General features: G+C 72.0%; 22 protein-coding genes and 1 pseudogene. 7 read left to right on the plus strand and 16 right to left on the minus strand.

Translation table 11 applies throughout. The annotated features are described in order from the left end of the window. The 3 genes from K933_RS07115 to K933_RS07125 form a co-directional block, all read right to left on the minus strand. Nucleotides 1-306: NAD(P)-dependent oxidoreductase (locus K933_RS07115; protein ID WP_023394023.1), on the minus strand; the 306-nt coding region annotated here is incomplete at its 3' end. Between the two features lie 15 nt (nt 307-321). Then, nucleotides 322-1,440 (minus strand): siroheme decarboxylase subunit beta, encoded by a 1,119-nt coding sequence (gene ahbB / locus K933_RS07120; RefSeq protein ID WP_049947687.1) that lies wholly within the window; start codon nt 1,438-1,440, stop codon nt 322-324. Nucleotides 1,441-1,956: 516 nt separating this feature from the next. After that, on the minus strand, nt 1,957-2,403 hold the full coding sequence (locus tag K933_RS07125) for a DUF5778 family protein (protein WP_023394025.1): 447 nt from the start codon (nt 2,401-2,403) through the stop codon (nt 1,957-1,959). A 147-nt stretch (nt 2,404-2,550) separates the two neighbouring features. Here K933_RS07125 and K933_RS07130 point away from each other — a divergent pair. Both K933_RS07130 and K933_RS07135 read left to right on the plus strand, forming a co-directional pair. Beyond that, nucleotides 2,551-3,282, plus strand: a pseudogene (locus K933_RS07130) (AzlC family ABC transporter permease); the annotation flags it as partial. A gap of 155 nt (nt 3,283-3,437) precedes the next feature. After that, nucleotides 3,438-3,776 (plus strand): AzlD domain-containing protein, encoded by a 339-nt coding sequence (locus tag K933_RS07135; protein ID WP_023394027.1) that lies wholly within the window; start codon nt 3,438-3,440, stop codon nt 3,774-3,776. Between the two features lie 25 nt (nt 3,777-3,801). On the opposite strand, the gene K933_RS07140 is transcribed toward K933_RS07135, so the two are convergent. Then, nucleotides 3,802-4,173: a hypothetical protein gene (locus K933_RS07140; protein ID WP_023394028.1), complete on the minus strand. Its 372-nt coding sequence runs from the start codon at nt 4,171-4,173 to the stop codon at nt 3,802-3,804. A 112-nt stretch (nt 4,174-4,285) separates the two neighbouring features. On the opposite strand from K933_RS07140, the gene K933_RS07145 reads away from it, so the two are divergent. After that, nucleotides 4,286-4,717 (plus strand): VanZ family protein, encoded by a 432-nt coding sequence (locus tag K933_RS07145; RefSeq protein WP_023394029.1) that lies wholly within the window; start codon nt 4,286-4,288, stop codon nt 4,715-4,717. Here the strand turns inward: K933_RS07145 and K933_RS07150 are convergent. After that, entirely contained in the window at nt 4,687-5,358 is a 672-nt protein-coding gene (locus tag K933_RS07150; RefSeq protein WP_023394030.1) for a DNA methyltransferase, read from the minus strand. The two genes, K933_RS07145 and K933_RS07150, sit on opposite strands and share 31 nt — an antisense overlap. Before the next feature lie 139 nt (nt 5,359-5,497). Here K933_RS07150 and K933_RS07155 point away from each other — a divergent pair, with 139 nt between their 5' ends. Then, nucleotides 5,498-6,595, plus strand: coding sequence for an archaeosine biosynthesis radical SAM protein RaSEA (locus K933_RS07155; RefSeq protein WP_023394031.1), 1,098 nt, complete (start codon nt 5,498-5,500; stop codon nt 6,593-6,595). Nucleotides 6,596-6,823: 228 nt separating this feature from the next. On the opposite strand, the gene purQ is transcribed toward K933_RS07155, so the two are convergent. Further along, nucleotides 6,824-7,498, minus strand: coding sequence for a phosphoribosylformylglycinamidine synthase I (gene purQ, locus K933_RS07160; RefSeq protein ID WP_023394032.1), 675 nt, complete (start codon nt 7,496-7,498; stop codon nt 6,824-6,826). 108 nt (nt 7,499-7,606) lie between these two features. Further along, nucleotides 7,607-7,858, minus strand: a complete 252-nt coding sequence (purS, locus tag K933_RS07165; protein ID WP_023394033.1) for a phosphoribosylformylglycinamidine synthase subunit PurS — start codon at nt 7,856-7,858, stop codon at nt 7,607-7,609. Between the two features lie 163 nt (nt 7,859-8,021). On the opposite strand from purS, the gene K933_RS07170 reads away from it, so the two are divergent. Then, on the plus strand, nt 8,022-8,945 hold the full coding sequence (locus K933_RS07170) for a formyltetrahydrofolate deformylase (protein ID WP_023394034.1): 924 nt from the start codon (nt 8,022-8,024) through the stop codon (nt 8,943-8,945). Nucleotides 8,946-9,021: 76 nt separating this feature from the next. Here the strand turns inward: K933_RS07170 and K933_RS07175 are convergent, their stop codons facing one another. Together K933_RS07175 and K933_RS07180 are read right to left on the minus strand one after the other, a co-directional pair. After that, nucleotides 9,022-10,041, minus strand: a complete 1,020-nt coding sequence (locus tag K933_RS07175; RefSeq protein ID WP_023394035.1) for a phosphoribosylaminoimidazolesuccinocarboxamide synthase — start codon at nt 10,039-10,041, stop codon at nt 9,022-9,024. Between the two features lie 138 nt (nt 10,042-10,179). Next, entirely contained in the window at nt 10,180-11,643 is a 1,464-nt protein-coding gene (locus K933_RS07180) for an FAD-binding oxidoreductase (protein WP_023394036.1), read from the minus strand. A 97-nt stretch (nt 11,644-11,740) separates the two neighbouring features. Here K933_RS07180 and cofH point away from each other — a divergent pair, with 97 nt between their 5' ends. After that, complete coding sequence (gene cofH / locus K933_RS07185) at nt 11,741-13,150, plus strand: 7,8-didemethyl-8-hydroxy-5-deazariboflavin synthase subunit CofH (protein WP_023394037.1); 1,410 nt, start codon at nt 11,741-11,743, stop codon at nt 13,148-13,150. Nucleotides 13,151-13,409: 259 nt separating this feature from the next. Here the strand turns inward: cofH and K933_RS07190 are convergent, their stop codons facing one another. The 7 genes from K933_RS07190 to K933_RS07220 form a co-directional block, all read right to left on the minus strand. Further along, nucleotides 13,410-13,841: a universal stress protein gene (locus tag K933_RS07190; RefSeq protein ID WP_023394038.1), complete on the minus strand. Its 432-nt coding sequence runs from the start codon at nt 13,839-13,841 to the stop codon at nt 13,410-13,412. Nucleotides 13,842-13,983: 142 nt separating this feature from the next. Then, complete coding sequence (locus K933_RS07195; RefSeq protein WP_023394039.1) at nt 13,984-14,754, minus strand: molybdenum cofactor guanylyltransferase; 771 nt, start codon at nt 14,752-14,754, stop codon at nt 13,984-13,986. Nucleotides 14,755-14,776: 22 nt separating this feature from the next. Beyond that, nucleotides 14,777-17,002, minus strand: a complete 2,226-nt coding sequence (locus tag K933_RS07200; RefSeq protein ID WP_023394040.1) for a molybdopterin oxidoreductase family protein — start codon at nt 17,000-17,002, stop codon at nt 14,777-14,779. A 7-nt stretch (nt 17,003-17,009) separates the two neighbouring features. Beyond that, complete coding sequence (locus K933_RS07205; RefSeq protein ID WP_023394041.1) at nt 17,010-17,753, minus strand: DUF1641 domain-containing protein; 744 nt, start codon at nt 17,751-17,753, stop codon at nt 17,010-17,012. A gap of 1 nt (nt 17,754) precedes the next feature. Then, nucleotides 17,755-20,070 carry a molybdopterin-dependent oxidoreductase gene (locus tag K933_RS07210; RefSeq protein ID WP_049947690.1) on the minus strand — a complete coding sequence of 772 codons (2,316 nt, stop codon included), beginning with the start codon at nt 20,068-20,070 and terminating at the stop codon, nt 17,755-17,757. A gap of 44 nt (nt 20,071-20,114) precedes the next feature. Beyond that, the gene (locus K933_RS07215) at nt 20,115-21,098 is read right to left on the minus strand and encodes a 2Fe-2S iron-sulfur cluster-binding protein (protein WP_080509223.1); all 984 of its coding nucleotides are present in this window, start codon (nt 21,096-21,098) and stop codon (nt 20,115-20,117) included. Then, nucleotides 21,095-22,612, minus strand: a complete 1,518-nt coding sequence (locus K933_RS07220) for an NADH-ubiquinone oxidoreductase-F iron-sulfur binding region domain-containing protein (protein WP_023394044.1) — start codon at nt 22,610-22,612, stop codon at nt 21,095-21,097. Before K933_RS07220 ends, K933_RS07215 begins: the two co-directional genes overlap by 4 nt. Nucleotides 22,613-22,795: 183 nt before the next feature. On the opposite strand from K933_RS07220, the gene K933_RS07225 reads away from it, so the two are divergent. Then, nucleotides 22,796-24,076 carry an L-lactate MFS transporter gene (locus tag K933_RS07225; protein ID WP_023394045.1) on the plus strand — a complete coding sequence of 427 codons (1,281 nt, stop codon included), beginning with the start codon at nt 22,796-22,798 and terminating at the stop codon, nt 24,074-24,076. Nucleotides 24,077-24,120: the final 44 nt, after the last annotated feature.

Below are 24,120 nucleotides of genomic sequence, written 5' to 3' on the forward strand. Positions count from 1 at the left end.
GTCGGCGCGGTTGACCAGCGCGCTCGCCTCGCGGGCGGCGCGTTCGGCCGCCGCGTTCACCGCGTCGTCGTCGGTGGCGGCGACCACGAGCGCCGGCGCCGCCCGCTCGACCCAACCCGCCACGTCGTCGGGCGCGGGCGCCGCCCTGACGAGGTCCGCGTCGCCGAAGTCGGCGTCGGCGAAGTCGGGACTCACCACCAGCGTGCGCGCCTCGCGGGCGAACCGCCGCGCCTTCCGCGCGCCGACGCGGCCGCCGCCGAACACCACCACCGTCTCGCCGGTGAAGTCGTGGAGCAGCGGGATCACGCGTCTCGGCTCACCTCACGCATCCTCGGCGACCTGTGCGTCCGCACGCTCGTCGAGCCTGATCCCGGTCTTCTTGAGGATGCGCGTCGAGAACAGCGTGTCCCAGTCGTCGTCGGTCACGTCCCAGTAGTCGGCCATGACGTCCCGCACCTGCCGGACGCGCGCCTCGCTCTCCGCCTCGTCGCGGCCGTGCGTCATCGCGAAGAAGTTGTACGGCCACACCCCCTCGTGGCGCGGCCGGCGGTAACAGTGGGTGACGAAGTCGAGCGCCGCGACCGCCTCGCCCACGTCGTCGACCACCTCGTCGGGCACGTCCCAGACGGTCATCCCGTTCTCCGTGTACCCGAGCGCGTAGTGGTTCGGGATGACGCCCACCCGGCGCACCTTCCCCTCGGCGTCGAACCGCTTGATCGTCTCGACCACCCAGTCGGTCGGCTGGCCGATGGCCTCGGCCACGTCCGCGTACGGCGTCTCGGTTATCGGGAGTCCGCCTTGGATCTCGACCACGAGGTCGCGTTCGGCGGGGGTGAGCGTCGCCGCGTCCGTCGGCGTCACGTCGGGGCCGAGCCCCGAACAGTCGAGGTCCCCCTCCGGTATCGGCCCGTCGAGGAGGAACTTCGCGCCGACGTGGAACTCCCGCTGCTTCGGCATGTTGTACGTCGCCTCGCCGGTCTCGCTCTCTATCTCCGCGAGCAGTTCGTCGACGCGTTCGTTCGCGGTTCCACCGCCGCCGTTCGAGGCTCCGCCCGCCTCGCCGTCCGCCACGCTCACGACGAACCACATGTTGAGGTGGGGGTGTTCGCGCTCGTAGTTGTGCGCCACCTCGCGGTGGGCGTTGACCGTCTCGGCGACCTCGTCGAACCGCTCGGGCGGCGCGTGCGTCGCCACGAGCGTCGCGGTGCCGCCGATCTCTTCGGCGTTCACGAGCGCGCCGAACCGCGAGAGGACGCCCCGGTCGTCGAGGTCGCGCACCGCCGCGAGCAGTTCCTCGCCGGTCACGTCGACCCCGCGCTGGGAGAGCGCCGCCGCCGCGGGACCCCACGGCCGTTCGACCACGGGGAACCCGCCCTGAAACGCGTTGACCACGGCGCGGTCGAGCGTCGAGAGCTCCGCGTCGGTCCCGGCGTCTGTCATCGACGGCACTCGGTGGTCGTCGGGCATAAGCGTCGCGCTCCGGCCGGCGACGCCGATAATCGGGAGGGAGTCGACGGTTGGGGGAATAGTGTCGACGGTTGGGGAACGGGGTCGACGGTTGGGGGAATAGCGTCGACGGTCGTGGCGGGCACGCGCGAACGGCGCGTGCCAGCCGCCGTCAGGGAGCGATGGACGCCGGGATGGGGGGAAGACCGACGAAGTCGGTCTGCGGCGTCCGTGGGTGTCGGCGTCCCGTCCGGGCAAGGCGGGCCGCCGACGGAATCGGGCACCACGGCCCCGACCGGGCCGGCGCGGGGTGAAAAGACCCGACGCCAGGCCCGTCAGGGGAAGTACCCACGCTCACCAAGCGGCCACGCCCCCATAGGTATACGGCTCCTATGTCCGAGTGGGCGCGCGATAAGCCGAAGATAGCCGCGCGAAAGCTACCACTTCGAGGGGTTCGAATTGGCGCGTAACAAAGACACACGTACGCGTCCTAGCGTGGGGTCGCCCCGGTCACGGAACGGTCGTGACGCGGTCGACGCCCGACAGCTCCGAGAGCGCGGCCGCGAGCGACTCGCGGTCGAGGTCCGCCTCGAAGTAGAACACCAGGTCGAACGTCCCCTCGCGGAGTAGCTGTTGACACTCCCAGACGAACGACTCGTCATCGACCGCCAGCCCCTGGAACTGGTTGGACGCGAAGTCGGGGTCGTCGTTGCCCGCGTGGATGTACGCCTCCTCGCCCGCGTGGTCGGCGATGACGTCGTTGATCTCGACGGTGAGTTCGTGCATCTCCAGGTCCTCCTCGCCGGCCAGCGTCGTGTGGACGATCGCACCCGCGAGGTCGATCTCCCCGGGTTCGAGCATCGCCTTCGTCCGCTCGTAGAGGTCGCGGTCGACCGCGCGCACCTCCGTCCGACTCGTCTCCGAGTCCGTCCCGTCCGGCTGGCTCGTGTCGTCCATGTCTCGCGTCTGGGGCGCTCGCGGGCTTACCGATGGCGATTCGTTGCCGCGGCGGCCGTCTCGCTCGGCCCGGTCCGGGTTCGGCGTCGACGCGGAGTCGAGCGGGGGAACCGACGCCGGTATCACGCGGCGCGCCGGCGGGAGGGTATGGACGCGCGTCTCCCCGACGAGGTCCGCGCCGGCGTGCGCGACACGCTCCCGCTGCTGGTCGGGATGGTCCCGTTCGCGCTCGTCTCCGGGGTCGCCGGAACCGAAACCGGACTGACGCCGCTCCAGACGCTGGGGATGTCGGTCCTCGTCTTCGCGGGCGCGTCGCAGTTGGCCGCGCTCGACCTGTTGGGCCGGGACGCCGCCCTCGGCGCGGTGGTCCTCACGGCCGTCGTCGTCAACCTCCGGCTGTTGATGTACTCCGCGTCCATCGCCCCCCACTTCCGACACCTCCCGGCGCGCGTGCGGGTCGGCTGCGCCTACCTGCTCACCGACCCATCGTACGCGCTGTCGGTCGCGCGGTACGCCGAGGCGGGCGCGGAGCCGGGGGACGGGACGGCCGAACGCACACGCGAGGAGACGACCGACGAGGAGTCGGGACCGCGACCGCCGTACTACTACCTCGGCGTCGGCGGGACGCTGTGGGTCGTCTGGCAGGTCGGAACCGCCGCGGGCGTCGCGTTCGGCGCCGCGGTCCCCGACGGCTGGCGGCTGGAGTTCGCGGTCCCCCTGATATTCCTCGCGCTGTTGGTGCCCGCGCTGTCGGACCGCCCGCGCCTCGTCGCCGGCGGGGTCGCCGCCGCCGGGGCGACGCTCGGGGCGGGACTCCCGCTCAACGCCGGCCTGCTCGCGGGCGCGGCCGTCGGCATCGCCGCCGGACTGACGGCCGAGACGGCGGGCGTCGGCGAACCCGACGCGGACCGGCGGGAGGACGTGGACCGACGCGCGGGCGCGGACCGGCGGGGGGACGGGAACGGTCGCGAGGACGCGGACCGCTGGACCGAACCGGAACCGGAGAGCGAGAGCGGACTCCCGGAGGACGACCGGTGACGACCGGCTACGGCCCGGCCGCGGTGTGGGCCGTCATCCTCGCCGTCGGCGCCGCCACGTTCGCGGTCCGGCTGTCGTTCATCTACCTGTTCGGGCGCGTCGAGTCGGTGCCGCCGACGGTCGAACGCGCCCTTGGCTACGTCCCGCCCGCCGTGCTCGCGGCGCTGGTCGTCCCGTCGTTCGTCCCCGCGGGGGTGGCGACGCCCGCGGCGCTCGCGGACCCGCGGCTGGTCGGCGGCGCGGCCGCCGCGCTCGCGGCGTGGCGAACCGAGAGCGTGGCGTGGACGCTCGCCGCGGGGATGGTCGGTCTCCACCTCGCGCGGTTCCTGCTGTAGCCGGACCACACTACGGCCGCCCGACTCACCGCGCGCCGCGGCCGGGGTCGTCGGCCGAATCGTCGTCCGCGTCTCCGGGGTCGGCCGCCGTGTCGTCGGGTCGCTCGCCCGGTTCGCCGGCGTCCGGGTGACCGACGCCGGCGCGCGACTCGGCGGCCCGCGCGCGCCGTTCGCCCGCGGTCGCCCGCCGCTCGTTGGCGGCCGCGATCCGCTCGTGGGCGACGACGAACCGGTAGAACAGCCACAGCGAGAACGCGACGAACCCGACCCAGACCGGGAAGAGGACGCTCCCGGCGACGAAGAAGGAGTACGCGACCAACAGCACGAACAGGACGACGACGCCGACCCCGGTCGGACCGGAGAGCGTCTCGCGGAGCGAGGAGGGGGACTGGCTCACGGCTCCGACTGCGGCGGCCGCCGGCAAGAAGGTACGGACCGACCGACACCGCTCGGCGGTACCGGGCGGGTCGAGCGCCGCGGTTATGCCGCGCCGCGACGGAGGGGGAGCCGTGTCCGAACCCACCCCGCGGGGACGCTGGCTCGCGGTGGTCGTCGTGGCCGGCGTCGTGGTGGTCGCGTCGCTCGTCCCGCGGCCGGCCGGGGGCGTCGCCGTGACCGTCGGCCCGGTCGGCGCGGACAAACTCCTCCACGCCGCGGGCTACGCGACCGTCGCGTTCCTCCTCGCGCGCGCGTTTCGTGTGCGCGAGCGTCGACCGGTCCGCGTCCCGTTCGCGCTCGGGGTCGCGGCGGCCGCGGCGGTCGCCCTCGGCGGCGGCGTCGAACTCCTCCAGTCGGCCGTCCCCGGGCGGACCGCGTCGGTCGCCGACGCGGGCGCGAATCTCGTCGGCGCGGTCGGCGGTGCGGCCGCGTGGCGGGCGTGGCGGCGGAGCGTCTCGGCCGGCGACGGCGGTCACGCGACGCGCTCGAACGACAGACAGTAGCTGTGGTCGTAGCCGTACTGGTAGTTCTCCCCCTCGTGGTCGGGCGGCCGCTCCCACGTCACGACGGTCTCGCCCGCGAACGAGAGCGCGTCGACCCCCGACACCGCGTCGGCGAGGTCCCACGCGAGCGTCGTCACCCCCTCGTCGGTCCGGAGGTTCGAGACGTCGAGGACGACCCACCCGCCCGGGGTGACCGCGTCGGCGACGCGGCCGAACGCCGTCTCGATATCCGCGAGGTAGTCGTCGTACGTCGACTCGCCCGCGTAGTTCTCGAAGGGGTTCGACGCCATCCCCTCGGTCATGAACGGCGGCGAGGTGAAACAGAGCACACAGGCCGGCACGGTGTCGGGGTCGAACCGGAGGGCGTCGGCGTGCCGGACCGCCTCGGGGTCGGCGAGTCGGTCGACGATCCGCCGGACCCGGTCGGGTTCGTACTCCAGTCCGTGCGGCTCGCGGCCGAGTCGCTCCGCGACGGCGAGCGTCGTCCCGAACCCCGCGAACGGGTCGAACACCGCGTCCCCCGGGTCGGTCCGCTCGCGGACGAACCGCTCGACGAGGGCGTCGGGCGTCCGGACCTCGTCGACGTAGCCCTCCGGGAGCGGCGTGTCGTGCCCGTACGGGAGCGAGAGGTACGTGTCCACACCCGGTGAGGAACCCCCGCGGACAAGTGCGTTCCCCCGCGTGTGGCCGTCCGCTTCCGACCGGTCGACCGCCCGCGGGGCGCGTCGGCTTGACCCGTCGAGCGAAGCCGTTTTCCGCGGGTGTCGCCGACTCACGCCCATGAGCCAGCCGACGCCCGAGGCGTACGAGCGGGGACGCGGGATGGACGCGCACAACGCGGTGATGCGCGACATCCGCGCGGAGAAGGAGGAGACGTACGACCCCCACGAGCCGACGCGGGTGTGGCTCGACGAGGACAACACGCCCGACGGCGTCCGGACGAGCCTCACGATCATCCTCAACACGGGGGGGTGTCGGTGGGCGCGCGCCGGCGGCTGTACGATGTGCGGCTACGTCGCCGAGTCCGTCGAGGGCGGCAGCGTGAGCCACGAGGCGCTGATGGACCAGATCGAGGTCTGTCTCGACCACGAAGCCGAGGAGGCGGACGACCCCGCGAGCCTGATCAAGATCTACACCTCGGGGTCGTTCCTCGACGAACGGGAGGTGTCCGCCGAGACCCGGCGGGCCATCGCGGAGGCGTTCTCGGACCGCGAGCGGGTGGTGGTGGAGTCGCTGCCCGACTTCGTCGACGCCGACAAGATAGCCGACTTCACCCGGTGGGGGCTGGACGCCGACGTGGCGGTGGGGTTGGAGACCGCGACCGACCGGGTGCGACACGACTGCGTGAACAAGTACTTCGACTTCGCCGACTTCGAGGACGCCTGCGCGGAGGCGCGCCGGGCGGACGAGGCGGCCGACGCCGCGAGCGCGGGCGTGAAGGCGTACCTGCTGATGAAGCCGCCGTTCCTCACCGAGTCCGAAGCCGTCGAGGACATGGTGTCGTCGGTCGAGCGCTGCGCCGACGTGGCGGGCTGTCACACCGTCTCGATGAACCCGTGTAACGTCCAGCGGTACACGATGGTGGACGAACTCCACTTCCGCGGCGGCTACCGCCCGCCGTGGCTCTGGTCGGTCGCCACCGTGTTGGAGCGGACCGCCGACGCCGACGCCATCGTAGTCTCCGACCCGGTGGGCCACGGCAGCGACCGCGGCCCGCACAACTGCGGCGACTGCGACGACCGCGTCCAGACCGCGATCAAGGACTTCGATCTCAGACAGGACCCCTCGGTGTTCGACCAGGTGTCGTGCGAGTGCGAGCGGACGTGGGAACTGACGCTCGACGAGGAGGCGGCGTACGCCGCCCCGCTGACCCGGTAGGCGGTCGGTACCACTCGTAGTCCGGTATTCAGATGGCCACTACCCGGGTAGTAATCGGCTCGTAACCAAGACCGAGTCGGGTGTGGGACGGATCGATGAACGAACTAGGGGAGGTCGAATGCGTCGTCTGTCCGTCCGGGTGGGTCGAACTCCGCGACGCGTCGGTGCCGGGCCAGTGGGTCGCGAGCGACACGTTCGTCGAGTGCGAGGAGTAGCGCGGCGAGGGGTCTAGGCGAACGCGCGCAGGACGCCCTGCCCGTCGGTGCCGCCGACGTCGGGCAGCGTCGCCCGTTCGGGGTGGGGCATCATCACCGCGACCGTCTCGCGTGCGCCCAGCAGGCCGGCGACGTTCCCGGCCGAACCGTTGGGGTTGGCCGCGTCGGTGACGTTCCCGTCGGCGTCGCAGTAGCGGAACAGCACGCGGTCGGCCGCCTCCAGTTCGGCGAGTCGGTCGTCGCGGGTCTCGAAGCGGCCCTCGCCGTGGGCGATCGGAACCTCGACCACGTCGCCCTCGTCGTACGCCGCGGTCCAGGGGGTGTCCGCCCGTTCGACACGCAGGTGGACGTGTTCACACTGGAAGCGCGCCGAGCGGTTGGTGGTGAACGCGCCGTCGGTCAGGCCCGCCTCACAGCCGATCTGCGCGCCGTTACAGACGCCGAGCACCGGCACGCCCTCGTCGGCGCACTCGCGAACCTCGGCCATCACGGGCGTCCGCGCGGCCATCGCGCCCGCCCGGAGGTAGTCGCCGTAGGAGAACCCGCCGGGGAGCACCACCCCCTCGGTGTCGGCGGGCAGGCCGTCCTCGTGCCAGACGCGTTCGGCGTCGATACCCAGATGCGACAGCGCGCGCACCGCGTCGCGGTCGCAGTTCGACCCGCCGAACGTGACGACGGCCACCGTCACGCCGTGTCACCTCCGTGTGCGCGGACGCTGGCGGTGGGCGTCGGAGAGACGGCCACCGTCACGCGAGCCACCTCCGGCGGCGAACGCGCCGGAGGCGCGGGGCGGCGTTCATCGCTCGCTCACGTCCACGTCGTAGTCGTGGATCGTGGGGTTGGCGAGCAGTCGCTCGGCCATCTCGTCGGCCCGCGAGCGGGCGGCGTCGGCGTCGGCGGCGTCGAAGTCGAGTTCGTACCGGTCGGCCGACCGGAGTTCGTCCACCTCGAACCCCAGGCGTTCGAGCGCCCCCTTCGTGGTCTCGGCCTCGGGGTCGAGCACGCCCCGCTTCAGCCGCACGGTCACCGTCGCGGTGTAGGCGGTCATCGGGTCGATCTGCGCGGTCGTGCCTAAAATCGGTTTTGGGTCGCGTCTCGTATGCACGTTCGTGGGTGGTGGCGTTCGCGCGAAACGACGGAGGTTTATCCCCCTCGTGGATACGGGGTGACGTGTCCCGTTCGAATACGGAGACGACGGAGGTGAGGCGCCGTTGCGCGAACTGACCGAGATCGTGGTGGTGGGAGACGACGACACCGGACTGGTCGCGCGCGTCACCTCGCTTCTGTTCGAGCGGGGGTGTAACATCGAGGACCTCGACCAGGCGGTCCGCGACGGCGTGTTCCGGATGCGCCTGCACGCCGACTCGTCGGGGATGGTCTGTAAACCCGCGACGCTCCGGGAGGACATCCAGGAGTTGGGCGACGACCTGGGCGTCGACGTGCAGGTCCGCTTCCCGAACGAGACGGATGGCCACCGCGTCGGCCTCCTCGTCACCAAGGAGGCGCACGCGCCGCGGGCGGTGTTGGAGGCGTGCGCCGACGGCACCCTCGACGCCGAGGTGGCCGTGATGGTGGGCAACCGCGACACGCTGGAGTCGCTCGCCGCCGAGTTCGACGTGCCGTTCGTCGACGTCGGCGACGAGAACGGCTCGCACGACGAGACGCAACTGCTGTCCGTGTTGGAGGAGCACGGCGTCGACTGCATCGCGCTCGCGCGGTTCATGCGCATCCTCTCGCCCGAGGTGGTGTTCCGCTACGAGGGGCGGATCGTCAACGTCCACCCGTCGCTCCTCCCGGCGTTCCCCGGCGCGGAGGCGTACCGGCAGGCCGTCGAGGGCGGCGCGCGCGTCGCGGGCGTCACCGCCCACTACGTGACGACCGACCTCGACCAGGGACCGGTCATCGCCCAGCGCGGGTTCGCGGTCCCGCCGGGCGCCGACGTCGAGGAGCTGAAGGAGCGCGGCCAGCCGCTCGAATCCGAGGCGCTCGTCGCGGCGCTGCGCGCACACATCGACGACGCGCTGGTGATCCGGCGCGGGCGGACCCACCTCCGCGAGGAGGTCGACCCCGACGAGTACGACCTCGGCGGGGTGGCGACGGAGACGCCGACCGCGGCCGCGCCGCCCGCGGAGTAGCGCTCGAACCGCTCGCGGAGCGTCTTTTCGGCGATAAGTGTAGGTGGCCCGGCCAGCGACGGGTCCCGGTCCGACTCTAGAGGTCGCGCACGCGGTCGACCGCCGCCGCGACCGGCGGCGCGTCGAACCAGTCGCTGCCGGTGTAGGCGTTCGCGCCCGCGGCGTACAGGTCCGCGACGGCGCCGACCACGGAGTCGGGCAGGGTGGGCGGGTCGCGCTCGCAGAGCGTCCGCCAGTCGGCGATACCTTCGTCGTCCGCGCGCGCCTTCGCGGCGCTCACGGCGTCGACCCACGCGGGGTGTTCGCGCTTGTAGTACTGCCGGACCACCTCCTTCGACACCTCCTGGCCCTCGTAGGCGAAGCGGTTCTCGTCGAACGTCCCCACCACGTCGGCGACGCGCACCTCGCCGTCGGCGTACAGACACTCGATCTTGCCGTCCTCGTGGGTGAACCCGGTCTCCTCGGCGCGGTCGGTCACCGCCTCGTTCACCCGGCGCGCGAGCGCTTCGAGGTCGTCGATCTCCGCGACGCCCGCGACGTCGTCGGCCTCCTCGCGGGTGAGGTAGCGGTCCTGCTCTTCGAACTTGGTGGAGAACTCCACCACGGGGGCGGGCAGGTCGACGGGTTCGGCGGGCCACTCGTCGCGGTCGAGTCCCACCTCGCGGGGGTCCGCACGCGACCGCAGGCTGGAGCCGACGGGAACCGCGTTCCGGAAGACCACCTCCAGGGGAACGAGGTAGGCGCCCGCCTCGTCCGCCTCGGCGTGGAACGCCTCGTAGTCGTACGCGCCGTCGCGGAACGGCAGGTCGGGCACCGTGACCAGGTCGATGGCGAGTTCCCGCGGCGGCTCCGCCGACTCCGCCAGCGGGACCGCGTCGGGACCGACCCCGCGGTAGTGGGTGGGGACGCCCCGGTCTTCGAGGCGTTCGAGGTTGAACGCGCCCATCGTGCACAGCGACGCGCCCTTCCCCGGGATGGGGTCGGGCATCTTCCCCCAGTCGAAGACGGAGTAGTCGTCGGTGAAGGCGAACCGCCCCGCGCCGAGGTCGCCGTCGGCCGGCGGGCGGTCGACGAGGAACTCCTTGACGCTCGTCATGGTCGAGTGGGGAACGGGCGACGGTATGAATCTTTCAGTTCCCTGCGCATCCGCCCGGCAGAACGCACAGATGTGTGCACGTCCGTGGAGTGGTCGGGCGGGGTCCCGACGCGGGACCGGGGTCGACTCGGGCGGGCGTCACTCCTCCGGGAGTATCTTCCCCGGGTTGAGGATCCCCCGAGGGTCGAGCGCGTCCTTGATCGCACGCATCGTGTCGACGGCCGCGCCGTGTTCCGCGCGGAGGAACTGCCGCTTGCCGGTGCCGATGCCGTGTTCGCCCGTGACCGTGCCGTCGAGTTCGAGCGCTCGCTCCACCAGGTCGACGTACGCGCGTTCCGCGCGGTCGACCGCGTCGGGGTCGTCGTGGTCGTACACCGCGAAGTAGTGGAGGTTGCCGTCGCCCGCGTGGCCGAACGCCGGCATGAACAGGTCGTACGCCTCGGCGGTCTCCTTCACCGCGCGGATCATCTCGGGGTAGTTCGAGATGGGGACGGTCACGTCCCCCGAGTGGCCCATGTCCAGATCCGGGTGCCACTCCTCGGCGGCGTACGTGATGTCCCGCCGGGCGGTCCAGAGTTCGTCCATCTCGTCGCCGTCGCTCACCTCGAACGACTCGACGTCGTGGGCGTCGAACACCGCCCGACAGAACCCGACCTCCTCGTCGACGCCGTGGTTGGCGTGGAACTCGACGAACACCATCGGCCGCTCGGGCATCGCCGTCCCCGAGTAGGCGTTGGCCATCCGGGCGGCGTCGGCGTCCATGAGTTCGATCTTCGCGACGTCCACCCCCGACGCGACGGCGTCGCGCACCGCCGCGGTCGCGTCGTCGAGCGTCGGGAACACCGCGCGGCCGCCCCGCACCTGTTCGGGGATGCCCGCGAGTTCGAGCGTCACGCGCGTCACCACCGCGAGCGTCCCCTCCGACCCGACGAGCAGGTCGGTGAGGTTGTAGCCGCTGGAGGTCTTGGCCGCGCGCGTCCCCGTCTCGATGACGGTGCCGTCGGCTCGCACCGCCTCCAGGCTCCGCACCCAGTCGCCCACCTCGCCGTACTTCACGGTCCCCATCCCGGAGGCGTCGGTGGCGACCATCCCGCCGACCGTCGATATCTCCCCCGAGGAGGGGAGCGGCGGGAACGTCAGCCCGTGACGGGCGACGCGTTCGTCGAGGTCGGCGCCGACGACGCCGGGTTCGACGTCGACCGTGAGGTCGTCGGGCCGGACGTCGAGCACCGCGTCCATCCGGGTGAGGTCGAGGCTGATCCCGGCTTCGACCGGCGTGACGTGCGATTCGAGGCTGGTGCCGGCGGCGTACGGCGTCACCGGCACGCCGCGGTCGTTCGCGGCCGCGAGCACCGCCGACACGTCCGCGGTCGAGGCCGCGAACACCACGGCGTCGGGCGTCACCTCCTCCTCCTCGGGGGTCTCGTACCCCCCGGCGTGGAGGTCGCGGTCGGACGCGCCGAACGACGCCTCGCCGTCGAGCGAGAGGTCGGCGAGGAAGCCGACGGCGTGGCCGCCCGCGCCGTCGTCGGCGCGGCGGTCGCCGCCGGTCCCGGCGTCGTCACCGGCGTCGGCGCTCCCGCCGCGCGGTCCCTGGTCCATGGGCACAGGCCGCACTCGGTCGTCAAGAGCGCTCCGGTCGGTCCCGGGACCGCCGGTTCCGCCCGGTTTTTATCGTCCGACCGTGTGGGGGACGCCCATGAGCCGACCGTCGGCCGCCTCGCTCGACCCCGACGACCTGGGGTTCGACCACCACCCCGAGACGGATCAGTCGTTCGAGAACGCCCTCGCGAACGCGCGCGACGGCCGCCGACTCTCCGTCGACGACGCGGTCGAACTGCTGACCACCGGAACCGACACCGAGGGGATCGACCCCGAGCGGAAAGAACGGGTGCTCGAACTCGCCGACCGCCGCCGCGCCGAGGAGGTGGGCGAGGAGGTGACGTTCGTCGCCAACCTCAACAACAACGTCACCACCGCCTGTAACACGGGCTGTCTGTTCTGTAACTTCAAGGACACCGCCCACCGGTTCGAGGCGGACCAGGCGGACGACCACGGCGGGTTCACCAAGACGCCCGCGGAGTCGCGGGAGGCGGTCCGCGCGGCGGTCGAACGCGGCGTCTACGAGGTCACCTCCGTCTCGGGCCTCCACCCGGGGTTCGCGCTGAACGACGAACACCACGAGATCCTTCGAGCCACCGACGACGCCGCCAAGACGGTGAACTACAAGCCGCCCGAGCGGTACACCACGGACCCCGGGACGTACGTCGAGCAGATGGACGCGATGTCGGTCGACGGCGTCCACCTCCACTCGATGACGCCCGAGGAGGCGTACCACGCCCGCCGGGGCACCGACTGGTCGTACGAGTCGGTGTACGAGACGCTCGCGGACGCCGGTCTCGACTCCGCGCCCGGCACCGCCGCGGAGATACTCGTCGACGAGGTTCGCGACGTGATCTGCCCCGGCAAGATCGACACCCAGGGGTGGATGGACGCGATGGAGGGCGCCGTCGCGGCGGGGTTGGACGTGACCGCGACGATCATGTACGGCCACGTGGAAAACGAGATGCACCGCGCGCTCCACCTCGAGAAGGTCCGGGAGTTGCAAGACCGGACGGGCGGGGTCACCGAGTTCGTCCCGCTGTCGTTCATCCACGAGCGGACGCCGCTGTACGAACACGGCGTCGTCGAGGGCGGCGCGAGCGACGACGAGGACGAACTCCTGATCGCGGTGTCGCGGCTGTTCCTCGACAACGTCGAGAACGTCCAGACCTCGTGGGTGAAGTACGGCGACGAGAAGGCGCTCAAGACGCTCTCGTGTGGCGCGAACGACTTCATGGGCACCATCCTCTCGGAGGAGATCACCAAGCGCGCCGGCGGGCGGTTCGGCGAGTTCCGCAGTTTCGACGACTACGTCGAGATGGTCGCGAGCGTCGGCCGCACCCCCGTCGAACGGTCGACCGACTACCGCACGAAACGCGAGATCGACCCGACCGGCGAGGGACCGTTCGGTCCCCGTCTCGGCCCGAAGGCCGACGGCACGCCGCTTCTCACCCGCGAAGAGCGGTCCGAACGCGCCGCCGGCCGAGGCGCGACCGCCGACGACTGACCCGGTGTCGGGGGCGGTCGTACCGCACCGTCACGACGACCGGGAGGACGCACGCGAGCGACCGGAGTTCCCGTGAGCGACCGAAGGGAGCACGGGAGCACGCTAAACGAGCGAAGCGGGTCTCGCGGACGAACACGGCAGGCCCCAATCGTCGAGACGCGCGAGGCCGTCGCGGTCGCCCTCACCCGCCGCGTCGCGGACGCCGGCGAACCGGCCGACGGGGGCGCGCCGGACGCCGCGCCGTCACCGCTACGGGCGGCTACCCGTCGTACCGCTCGACCATCACCGGCTGGTTCGCGCTCCGGATCACGTTCTCGGCGACGCTGCCGAGCAGCACCCGGTCGAGACCGGTGTTCCCGCGCGTCCCCATCACGACCAGGTCGACTCCGTGGTCGTCGGCGTACTCGACGATCTGGTCGGAGGGAACCCCGTAGCGGACCTCGCTCCGACAGTCGAGACCGGCGTCGGTCGCCCGCCGTTCGACCGCCCCGACCGCGTCGGCGCCGGCGTCCTCCAGGCGGTCGTGGACCGGCGACAGTTGCGCCTCCGGGACGCCGGCGTAGTCCGTCGTGTCGACGACGTACACCGCGTGGACCGTCGCGTCGCAGAACGACGCGAGGTCGACCCCCTCGGCGACCGCCGCCTCGGCCGCGTCGCTCCCGTCGGTCGGGATCAGGATATCGTCGTACATAGCTCGTCTCGACGTCGTCGTCCGACCGGCATACGGGTTGTCGAGATTCCAGCGCGCGCGGAACGCCCGACAGCGTTTTCCGAGCGGTCCCCGCCCCCGACTCCGGGGTTGGATCACCGGGAGCGGGCCGGAGCCGCGCGCGTCAGCGGTCGAACCCGTCGGGAGGGGAGTCGGCGTCGTCGCTCCCGTCCACCCGGTCGGCTCCGCCCGCCTCGTCGGCGGCCGCCGCGAGTTCCGCCACCGTGTTGACGTTCGTCGTCGACCGGCCGAGCGGGACGCCCGCGGGCGCGTCGTCGACCGGGACGGTGTGGACGGCGTCGAGTTCCGCGAGCGCCGCCCGCGGGCCGGCCGTCGGCGGGAGTCGGTCGCGGAGGGCGGCGACCCGCTCGCGCCGATAGACGGCGTGCAGCGGGTCGAGCGCGCCGTCGGGGTACGCGACCGCGACCGCGTCGACGCGGTCGCCGGCCGTATCGAGGCTCTCGAACCGGTCGACGAGCCACGCCACCGCGGCCGGGTCGAGCAGCGGCATGTCACAGCCGCAGCAGAACACCGCCGGCGCGTCGACGGCGTCGACGGCGCCGAACAGCCCCCCGAGCGGCCCCTCGTAGCCGGGCGCGTCGAACCCGAAGGCGACGCTCTCGCCGTCGTCCCCCTCGGCGCCGAGCGCCCGCGCGTACGTCGCCCGCCGGTCGTCGTCGCGGACGACCACCGCCGGTTCTCGACCCGTGGCCTCGCGGAGCACGCGCACGGTCCGGGCGAGCAGTCGCTCGGCGTCGGGACCGGAACCGACCCGCGCGAGCGCCTTGTCCTCGCCGGCGGCGCCGAAGCGACTGCTGTCGCCGCCGGCGAGGACGACGCCGCGGACGAAGGCAGGGGCGGAGCCGGGCTCGGTGGTCGAGGGGTCGGGGGTCACGGGTACGGACTCACGCTCACGTTCACGAACGTGCCGAGTCGCCTTCTGTCTCACTCCCGCGCTCGCTCCCCTCGTCGCCCGCCCCATCGCCGCTCGTCCCGTCGGATCCGGGCTCGTCGGAGTCGGACTCGGACTCGTCCGCCTCGCCGGCGGTCCGTCCGGTCGCCGCAACCGCGACCGTCGACCCGTCGGTCCGGACGAGCGGGTCCGCGACCGCGGCGTGGAGGTACGCCGTCCCGCGGCGGACGCCGTCGTCGGGGTCGGCGACCGCCTCGACGGCGGCGGCGGCTGTCGAGACGACGACGGGGTCGCCGGCGTCGACGCCGCGGTCGGCGGCGTCCGCCGGGTGGAGACGGAGCGTCCGGTCGGCCCCGGTCTCGCCGTGGAAGCCGCTCGTCCGCCCGCCCGTCACCAGCCGGAGGCGGCCGGCGCTGTCGCCGTCCGCGCTCGACTCGGAGTCGGCCGACCCGGACGCGGCGCCGGAGTCGGGGGCGCCCGGGTCGAACGCGGGGGTCGGCTGAACCGACCCGAAGGCGGCGCGGCCGTCGGCCGTCTCGAACGACTCGCGGTAGAGCGTCCCGCCCTCCGAGTCGAACGGCCACCGACGCCCGCCCGCGTCGAGGCCGTCGTACCCGACGCCCGCGTGGGTCGGCGCGACCCGCGCCAACTCGTCGAACACCGCCCCCGGGGACGCGTAGTCGAAGAGGTTCTCGCCCGCCTCGCACAGTAGCCGTCCCAAGTCGCGAAGCACCGCGAAGTCCGGCCGGGCGTCGCCGGGCGGGTCCGCGGTCGGCCGGAGCCGCTGGACCCGGCGTTCGAGGTTGGTGACGGTGCCCGCCTTCTCGACGCCCGCCGCGGCGGGCAGCACCACGTCGGCGTGCCGCGTCGTCTCGGTGTCGACCACGTCGACGACGACCAGCGTGTCGAGCGCGTCCAGCCGGCGGCGGAGCCACGCGTCGTCCCGCTTCGACACCGCGGGGTTCTCCCCGACGACGAGCGCCCCCCGGACCCCGTCGCCGAACGCCGCGAGCAGGTCGTCGGCCGGCAGCCCCGGCTCCGCCGGCGGGTCGACCCCCCACTCGGCGGCGACCCGGGCGCGGGCGTCCGGGTCCGTGACCCGCCCGTGGCCGGGGAGCCTGTCGGGGACGCAGCCCGCGTCGGTCGCCCCCTGTTCGTTGACCAGCCCGCGGAGCACGTACAGCCCGGTGCCCGGGCGACCGACGTTGCCCGTCAGCAACAGCAGGTTCACGAGCGCGTCGGCCGCGCTCGCGTCGCCCTCGCCGCCGGCGCCCTCGACGCCGGTGCCGACCATCGCCGCCACGCGGTCGGCGTCGGCGACGGCTCCGACGACCCGGTCGAGCGCCTCGGGGTCGACCCCAGCCCGCGCCGTCCCCGCCCCGCGGTCGAGCTCCGCGAGGTCGGCCTCGAACCCGTCGTAGCCGGTGGTCCGCCCGTCGACGAACGCGCCGTCGACGCCGCCCGCCTCGGCGACGCCCGCGCTCAACAGGTCGAACACGAGCGCGTCCGTGTCGGGTCGGGGGGCGAGGTGGACGTCCGCGAGCCGCGTCGTCGCGTTGCCCACGGGGTCGACGTGGACCAGCGTCGCGCCGTCGTTGACCGCGGGCCGGACGAAGCTGTCGAACGCGACCGGCTGGCGCTCGGCGGGGTTCGCGCCCGCGACGAGTATCACGTCGGTTTCGTCGAGTTCGTCCAGCCCGTTCGTCGTCGCCGGCCGGCCCAACCGCTCGGAGAGCGCGCGCGTCGTCCCGTCGTGACACAGCCGCGCGCGGTTGTCGACGTTGTTCGTCCCGAGCGTCCGCGCGAGTTTCCCGAGCAGGTAGTTCTCCTCGGTGGTGCAGTGGGGCGCGCCGAGGAACGCGAGCGCGTCCGGTCCCGCCGCCTCGACGACGCCGCCGAACCCGTCGGCGACCCGCTCGTACGCCTCCGCCCACGCGACGGGCACCAGGTCGCCGTCGCGGCGGACCCGCGGCCGGGTGAGCCGCTCGCCGTCGTCGAACGCGTCGAACGCGCCGACCCCCTTCCCGCAGAGCCGGCCGTTCGGGTTCGACGGGCCGGCGACGCCGCGGGCGCGCTCCCGGTCTTCGCCGGGTTCGAGCCGACAGCCGACCCCGCACAGCGGACAGACGGTCCCTCGGGCGTCCGGGTCCGCACCGCGCTCGGGGGTCGACCCCGACGCCGCCGACGCCGGGTCCGGGTCCGAGTCGGGGGCCGACGCGTGGTCGCTCACGGCGACGCTACCGCTCTCGCACCCGCCGCCCCTGTGCTTTCAGCAGCGAGATCAGGTACGCCAGCCCCGCGCGGGCGTCCCGGCTGGTGAGTTGGCCCACGATCCCGAGGAGGCTCGTCGGTCCCGACCGCGCCTCGCGGTGGGCGTCGCCGATCGCCGAGAGGAACGTGTCCATCCCCTCGGCCGTGTCCTCGTCGATGTCGACGACCGACACCGCCTTCGCGATCTCGACCAGGTCGTCGAGCCGGCCCTCCCGCTGGAGGTCGAGTACGGCGTCGAGCGCGTCGACCAGTTCGGAGCCGTTGGCTTCGAGCATCGTCGCCAACTCCTCCACCTCCGCCGGCGAGAGCGACTCCGAGAACGCCGCCGCGAGCCGCACGAGGTCGTCGAGTTGCCCCTCCCGCTGGAGGTCGAGCACCACGTCGAGCGTCTCGGTGAGGTCGTCGGCGTTGTCGCCGACCGACGCCGCGAGGTCGCCCACCTCGGCCGTCGATATCCCGTCGACCGCGTCGAGCAGCGCCCCGGTCGACTCCGTGACGTGGTCGATGTCCTCCTCGTCGGCGCTGGCGACGACGAGTATCGCGGTCGTAAGCACGTCCTCCAACTCGTCGGTGTTCTCGACGGCGGCCGCGAGTCGGTCGCCGTGACGGTCGAGCGCCTCCCGGAGTTCGACCTCGTTGTCGGGGTCGGGCGTCCGCTTGCGCGCGCCGTTGGTCGCCGCCTCGGGGTACGACTCCTGTGGTTTCGCCATCTCAGTCGTCCCCCGTGCCCGCCTCTCGCGTCGCGGTCGACAGCGCGTCGGTGTCGCCGTCGTCCCCGTCGTCGACCCGGCGGATCCGGACGGCGGACACCTTGAACTCGGGCGTCGCCGCCTCGGGGTCGAGATGTTCCTCGTCGGTCAGTTGGTTGACCGCGCTCTCGGCGAAGTGGATCGGGACGAACAGGTTGTCGGGGGCGACCCGGTCGGTGACCTGCGCGGGCACCGTTATCTCGCCGCGGCGCGACTCGATCTCGACCCGGTCGCCCGCGCGGATGCCGTACTCCTCGGCGGTCTCCGGGTGGATCTCCACGAAGTCGCTCGGCGTGTACTCCATGATCCCCTCCTCGCGGTGGGTCATCGTGCCCGTGTGGTACTGGTAGAGGACGCGCCCGGTCGTCAGCGAGAACGGGTACTCGTCGTCGGGCGTCTCCGCGGGTTCGCTGAAGCCGACCGCCTGGAGGTGGGCCTTCCCGTCGTCGGTGTCGAACTCGTCCTCGTAGAGGCGTTCGGTCCCGGGGTGGTCCTCGTCCCAGCAGGGCCACTGGAGACCGCCCTCCTCCTCGATCCGGTCGTGGGTGACGCCGCCGTAGATTGGCGTCAGCGAGTTGACCTCCTCCATGATCTCCGCGGTCGAGTCGTACTCCCACTCGCGGCCCATCCGGCCCGCGAGGTCCTGGAGGATCTTCCAGTCGGGGCGGGAGTCGCCCTTCGGCTCCATCACCTGCTTGACCATCTGGACCCGGCGGTCGGTGTTGGTGAACGTGCCCGTCTTCTCGACGAACGAACACGCGGGCAACACCACGTCGGCGTACTCCGCGGTCTCGTTGACGAACAGGTCCTGGACCACGAGGAAGTCGAGGTCTTCGAGCACCTCGCCCGCGTGGTTGACCCCGGGCTCCGAGAGCGCGGCGTTCTCGCCGATGATGTACATCCCACGCACGTCGTCGTTGAGGAACATCTGCGTGGTGTAGTAGCCGTACTCCGGCGAGATGTCGCAGTTCCACGCCTTCTCGAACTTGGCGCGGACCTCGTCTTTGCCGATGTCCTGATACCCCGGGAAGTTGTCGGGGAGCGGTCCCATGTCGCCGCCGCCGCCCTGGACGTTGTTCTGTCCGCGGAACGGGGAGACGCCGGCGCCGGGTTTGCCGAGGTTGCCCGTCACCGCCGCGAGGTTCGCCATCGCCATCACGTTCTCCGTCCCGTGGGAGTGTTCGGTCAGCCCGAGCGTCCACCCGAACACGCAGGTGTCCGCCGCGGCGATCGTCTCGGCCGCCGACGCGATCTCCTCGGGCGGGACGCCCGTGATCTCCTCGACCCGTTCGGGCGTGAACTCCTGGACGGCCTGCTTGACCGCCTCGCGGCCGGCGTCGCGGTCCTCGGTCCGCTGGTCGCGGTCGTCGGCGGAGTCGTGTTCGGGCTCCTCCTCGGGTTCGAACCCGGTCGTGCGCTCCTCGAGGAACTCCTCGTCCTGGAGGTCGTTGTTGACGATGTAGCGGGTGATCCCGTTGATCCACACCGCGTCGTACCCCGGCTTGACCCGGCTGTACTGGGTGGCGTGCTCCGCGATCTGCACCTCGCGGGGGTCGAAGACGAGGAGATCCGCGCCGTCGCGGACGTTCTGTTTGATCCGCGTGCCGATGACGGGGTGCGCCTCGGTGGTGTTCGACCCCGTGATCAGGTAGCAGTCCGTCTCCTCGATGTCGCCCATCGACACCGACGCGGCGCCGTAGCCGAACGTCTTGGCCAGCCCCGCGACCGTCGAGGAGTGACACAGCCGGTTGCAGTTGTCGACGCTGTTGGTGCCGAGCACCTGCCGGGCGAACTTGCCCATCAGGTAGTTCTCCTCGTTGGTCGCCTTCGAGGAGGCGATCACCGACAGCGCCTCGCCGCCGTGTTCCTCCTTGATCCCGCCGAGCCCCGCCGCGACCCGCGAGAGCGCCTCGTCCCACGTCGCGGTGCGGAACTCGCCGTCGTCGTCGCGCACCAGCGGCGACGTCAGCCGGTCGTCGGAGTTGACGAAGCCGTAGCTGAACTTCCCCTTGACGCACGTCGAGATGCCGTTGACGGGGGCGTCCTCCTCGTCGGCGGGCCGCGCCGCCAACACCTCCTCGCCGTCGGAGTAGAGGTCGAACCGGCAGCCGACCGCACAGTAGCCGCAGGTGGTGTCCTCGACGGTCAGGTCGTCCAGCCGCTTGTCGCCGATGGTCGTGGCGACGTCGAACAGTTTCCCCTCCGACATCGTGCCCGCGGCGACGCCCTCGGCGACGTGTTCGGCGTTCTCCATCGCCTGCTTCTTCGCGCGCTGCATGTAGCCCGCGACGCCGTCCTTCTCCTCGCCGTCGTCGCGTCCGCTCACGGCCAGTCCCTCCGTTCGTCGTCCCAGACCTCCGACGCCGGGTCGACGACGTCCGGCCCGTCACTCTCCGGTGGTGCCTCCTCCGATTCGAGCGTCCGCTGGTCTCGTTTCTGGGGTGTCATCTGGTTGTCCGAGCGCCCGACGGTGCCGGAACTCCCGGTACTGTCGGTGTTCTCGTACGTCTTGCCGATGCTGTTCTTCTGGTTGAATCCGGGGATCGGGATCGTCGTCGCGTTCTCGATCCCCTTCTCAACGAGCGATCCCGTGGGACAGACCGTCACGCAGTGGCCACACGAGACGCACGTCGAGTCCTCCATCGTCTCCGCGCCGTTCTGGAAGCCGATCCGGGTGTCGTTGCCGGTGCCCTCCATCCGCAGGACGCCCTCGACTTGCACGTCGTTACACGCCTCGACACAGCGGTTACAGAGGATGCACTTGTTGCGGTCGATCTGGATGAACGACGAGGAGTCGTCGAGCGGTTCGTACTGGTCGCGGTCGTCGAGCACGCCGTACCGCGGCTCCTCGACGCCCTGGTCGATCGACGCGTCCTGAAGCTCACACCGGCCGTTCTTCCCGCAGGTCGTACACCGGAGGTTGTGGTCCGAGAGGACCAGATCGAGGTTGACGTCGCGCGCCTCGGCCGCCTCGCCCGCGTCGGTGTCGACCACCGCGCCGTCCTCGGCGGGGAAGCTACACGCCGGCACCACCCCGTCGGACTCCGTCTCGACCATGCAGGTCCGGCACTCGCTCCGCGGCCCGATATCCTGCCGGCCGTAGTGACACAGCGCGGGCACGTAGCCGTCCGTCTCGACGGCGTCGACCGCGTCCAGCAGCGTCGACCCCGCGGGCACGGTCACGTCGGTGCCGTCGACGGTGACCGTCGCCGCCTCGTCGCTCCCAACATCCGGGTCGGTCGCGGTTCCCGGTGCGATCCCCTCCGTCAGCGGTGGAACGTCCACCTCACTTCTGTCTGAACTCATGTTGATGTCGTCACCTCCGGCGCCTCGCGCGCGTCGAAGCAGTTCCCCGCCGGACACTGCCCGTCGGCGTGCGCCTCGAACTCCAACGCGAACTCGGTCGTCGCCGTCCGCGCGGGCCGCCCCGCGTTGACGCCGAACTCGCAGATGCTCGACCGCTCCATCACGCCCACCAACTCCGCAACCCCCTCGGGGTCGTACTCCCCGTCGTAGACGTCACGCAGCAGGTTCGCCAGTTGGGTCGACCCCTCGCGGCACGGCACGCACCGGCCGCAGTTCTCCTCGGCGGCGTACCGCGTCCGCCGGCCGACGAACTCGACGAGACAGCGCCCCTCCGAGAGCACCTCGACGACGCCCTCGGTGCCGAGACCGGCGTCCGCGAGCGCGTCGGGTCCCGCCGCGACGCCGAGGTCGGCCGTCAGGCCGCCGAACCGGCCGCCCACGCAGGCCGCCTTGAGCGTGCCGTCGACGTCGACGGCGTCGACCGCCGCCGACAGCGACGCGGTCTCGGGGAGTTCGACCGTCGCGGGCGTCTCGACGTCGCCCCGCACGGTCACCAGCCGGGTGTCGCCGCCCTCGTCGCCGTCGTCACCTCGAAGCCCGACCGCGAGGTGCGCGAGCGTCCGCGGCGTGTGCACCAGCGTCGGCCGGCCGTCGAGGCCGACCCGCTCGGGACCCGGCGGGCGGAGCCGCGCCTCCAGCCGGTGGTTCCCCTCGATGGCTTCGAGCGCCATCGTCGGCTCGCCCGCCCGGTACTCGGGGGGGCCGGTCACGACCTCGACCGGAACCACCGGGTCGGGGTGGGCCTCGACGGCCTCGCGGGCGGTCTCGACCGCCCGCGCGTCGTCGCTCGACGCGTAGACGACCACCTCGGTCGCGCCGACGGCGTCCGCGAGCGTCGTCGCGCCGTCGAGCACCTCCAGGGGCGCGCTCGCGAGCAACAGCGCGTCGGCGGGGCTGCCGTGGGCGTTCACGACCACCGCGGCGTCGCCGTCGGCGTCGCGAGCGGTCGCCCACGACTCGCCGACGGGGTCGTCGTGACACGCGTCGCCCCAGCCGCGGCCGCGGAGGTCCGCGCCGGCGTCGAACACGTCGGCGGCGTCGTGGTCGGCGAACCCGCCCGCCGCCTCGTGGTCGTCGGCGCTCGTCGGCCGGCGCCACCCGCACGCGCCCAACACGTCGCGCCGGCCCGCGCTCAACCCCGGCAGGTCGACCGCCGGGAGCCGGGTCGCGTCCGGGTCGTGGTCGACCACCGCGTCCGGGTCGCCCGCGGTCACGTCGTCGGCCTCCTCCGCGGCGGCGACGACCCCCTCCAACCGGTCGACCGAACACCGCGCGTGGAACGCGGTCCGGCCGCCGCGGGTCACCGCGACCAGCGGTTCGAGCGCCGTCACGCCCGTCGATCCGACCGGGACCACCCGCGCGTCGGTCCTTTTGACCGCCTCCGGGGGGTCCGCCTCCGAACCGGCCGCGGCGACCCGTACCACCGTCCGCTCACTCGATTCGATGGAGTTCATCTTGTCCGTCCTAAACATACACCGTTATTCATGAATATAAATCGGGGGGATGCGATCGTGGATATGATCTTGCACCCACACCAATCTATGTTTCGGCCGGTCGAAGATATATTAGTGTTTTCCTCCCGGAAACTTGCGAGGCTACCCGAGGCGTTAATCCATGATGATCGTACATGATAGGCTATGTCAACCCGGGAGGCCGACAAGAACCGGTGGCTGATCGCGGTGGCGGCCGTCGCGATCCACCTGTCGATCGGGAGCATCTACGCGTACAGTATCTACCAGATCCCGCTGAACGAGACCCAGGGGTGGAGCACGTCGAGCGTCACGCTCGCGTTCTCCATCGCGGTGTTCGTCCTCGGGATCACCGCCGCGTTCCTCGGGCGGTACGTCGAGGAGTACGGCCCGCGCAAGTCGGGGTTGGCCGCGGCCACCCTCTACGGACTCGGGATGGTCGGGTCGGGGGTCAGCGTCCAACTGGGTAGCCTCCCGCTGTTCCTCGCCACGTTCGGCGTCGTCGGCGGGATGGGGATCGGACTGGGCTACATCTCGCCCATCGGGACGCTCGTCGAGTGGTTCCCCGACCGGCGGGGGATGGCGACCGGTCTGGCGGTCATGGGGTTCGGCGCGGGCGCGCTGTTGACCGGCCCGCTGGGTAACTACCTGATCCAGCGCGTCGGCGTGGCGACGGCGTTCTACGCGCTCGGCGTGCTCTACTTCGCGTTGATGTCGCTGGGGGCGAGCTACCTCGCCAAACCCCCGCAGGGCTGGCTCCCCGAGGGGATGGAAGGCGAGGAGAACGCACAGGAGAAGGCCAAGAGCGCGCTGTCGGGACTCGAAAACCTCACCGCGGCGGAGGCGCGCACGTCGCCGCGCTTCTGGATGGTGTGGCTGATCATCTTCATCAACGTCTCCGCGGGGATCATGCTGCTGGCGTTCGCGTCGCCGATGCTCCAACAGATCGCGGGGGCGACCGCCACCACCGCCGCGTTCATCACCGGCTACATCGGCATCTTCAACGGCGGCGGCCGGATCTTCTGGTCGACGCTGTCGGACTACATCGGCCGGACGACCACGTACGGGGCGTTCTTCGCCATCCAGATCGTCGCGTTCTTCGTGATGCCCGAACTCGTCGGCGTCTGGGTGCTCTCGGCGACGATGTTCCTCGTCATCACGTGTTACGGCGGCGGGTTCGCCTGCCTCCCGGCGTACCTCAGCGACCTGTTCGGGACCCAAGAGGTCAGCGCCATCCACGGCTACGCGCTCACCGCGTGGGGCGTCGCGGGCGTCGTCGGCCCCCAACTCGCGTCGTACGTCCTCGAGACGACGGGCAACTACACCACCGCGCTGTACGTGATGAACGGCGCGCTCGTGGTCGGACTGATCACGGTCGCCGTCCTGCGGTGGCGGATCGGGAACCTCAAGGAGCGGAGCCGCCAGGCGGGCGCGACCCCGACCGACTGACGCGGCGACCGGTCGTCGGAGCGCTCGACTCGAACCGACCGCGG

Source organism: Candidatus Halobonum tyrrellensis G22 (assembly GCF_000495475.1).
Classification (GTDB): Archaea; Halobacteriota; Halobacteria; order Halobacteriales; family Haloferacaceae; genus Halobonum; species Halobonum tyrrellense.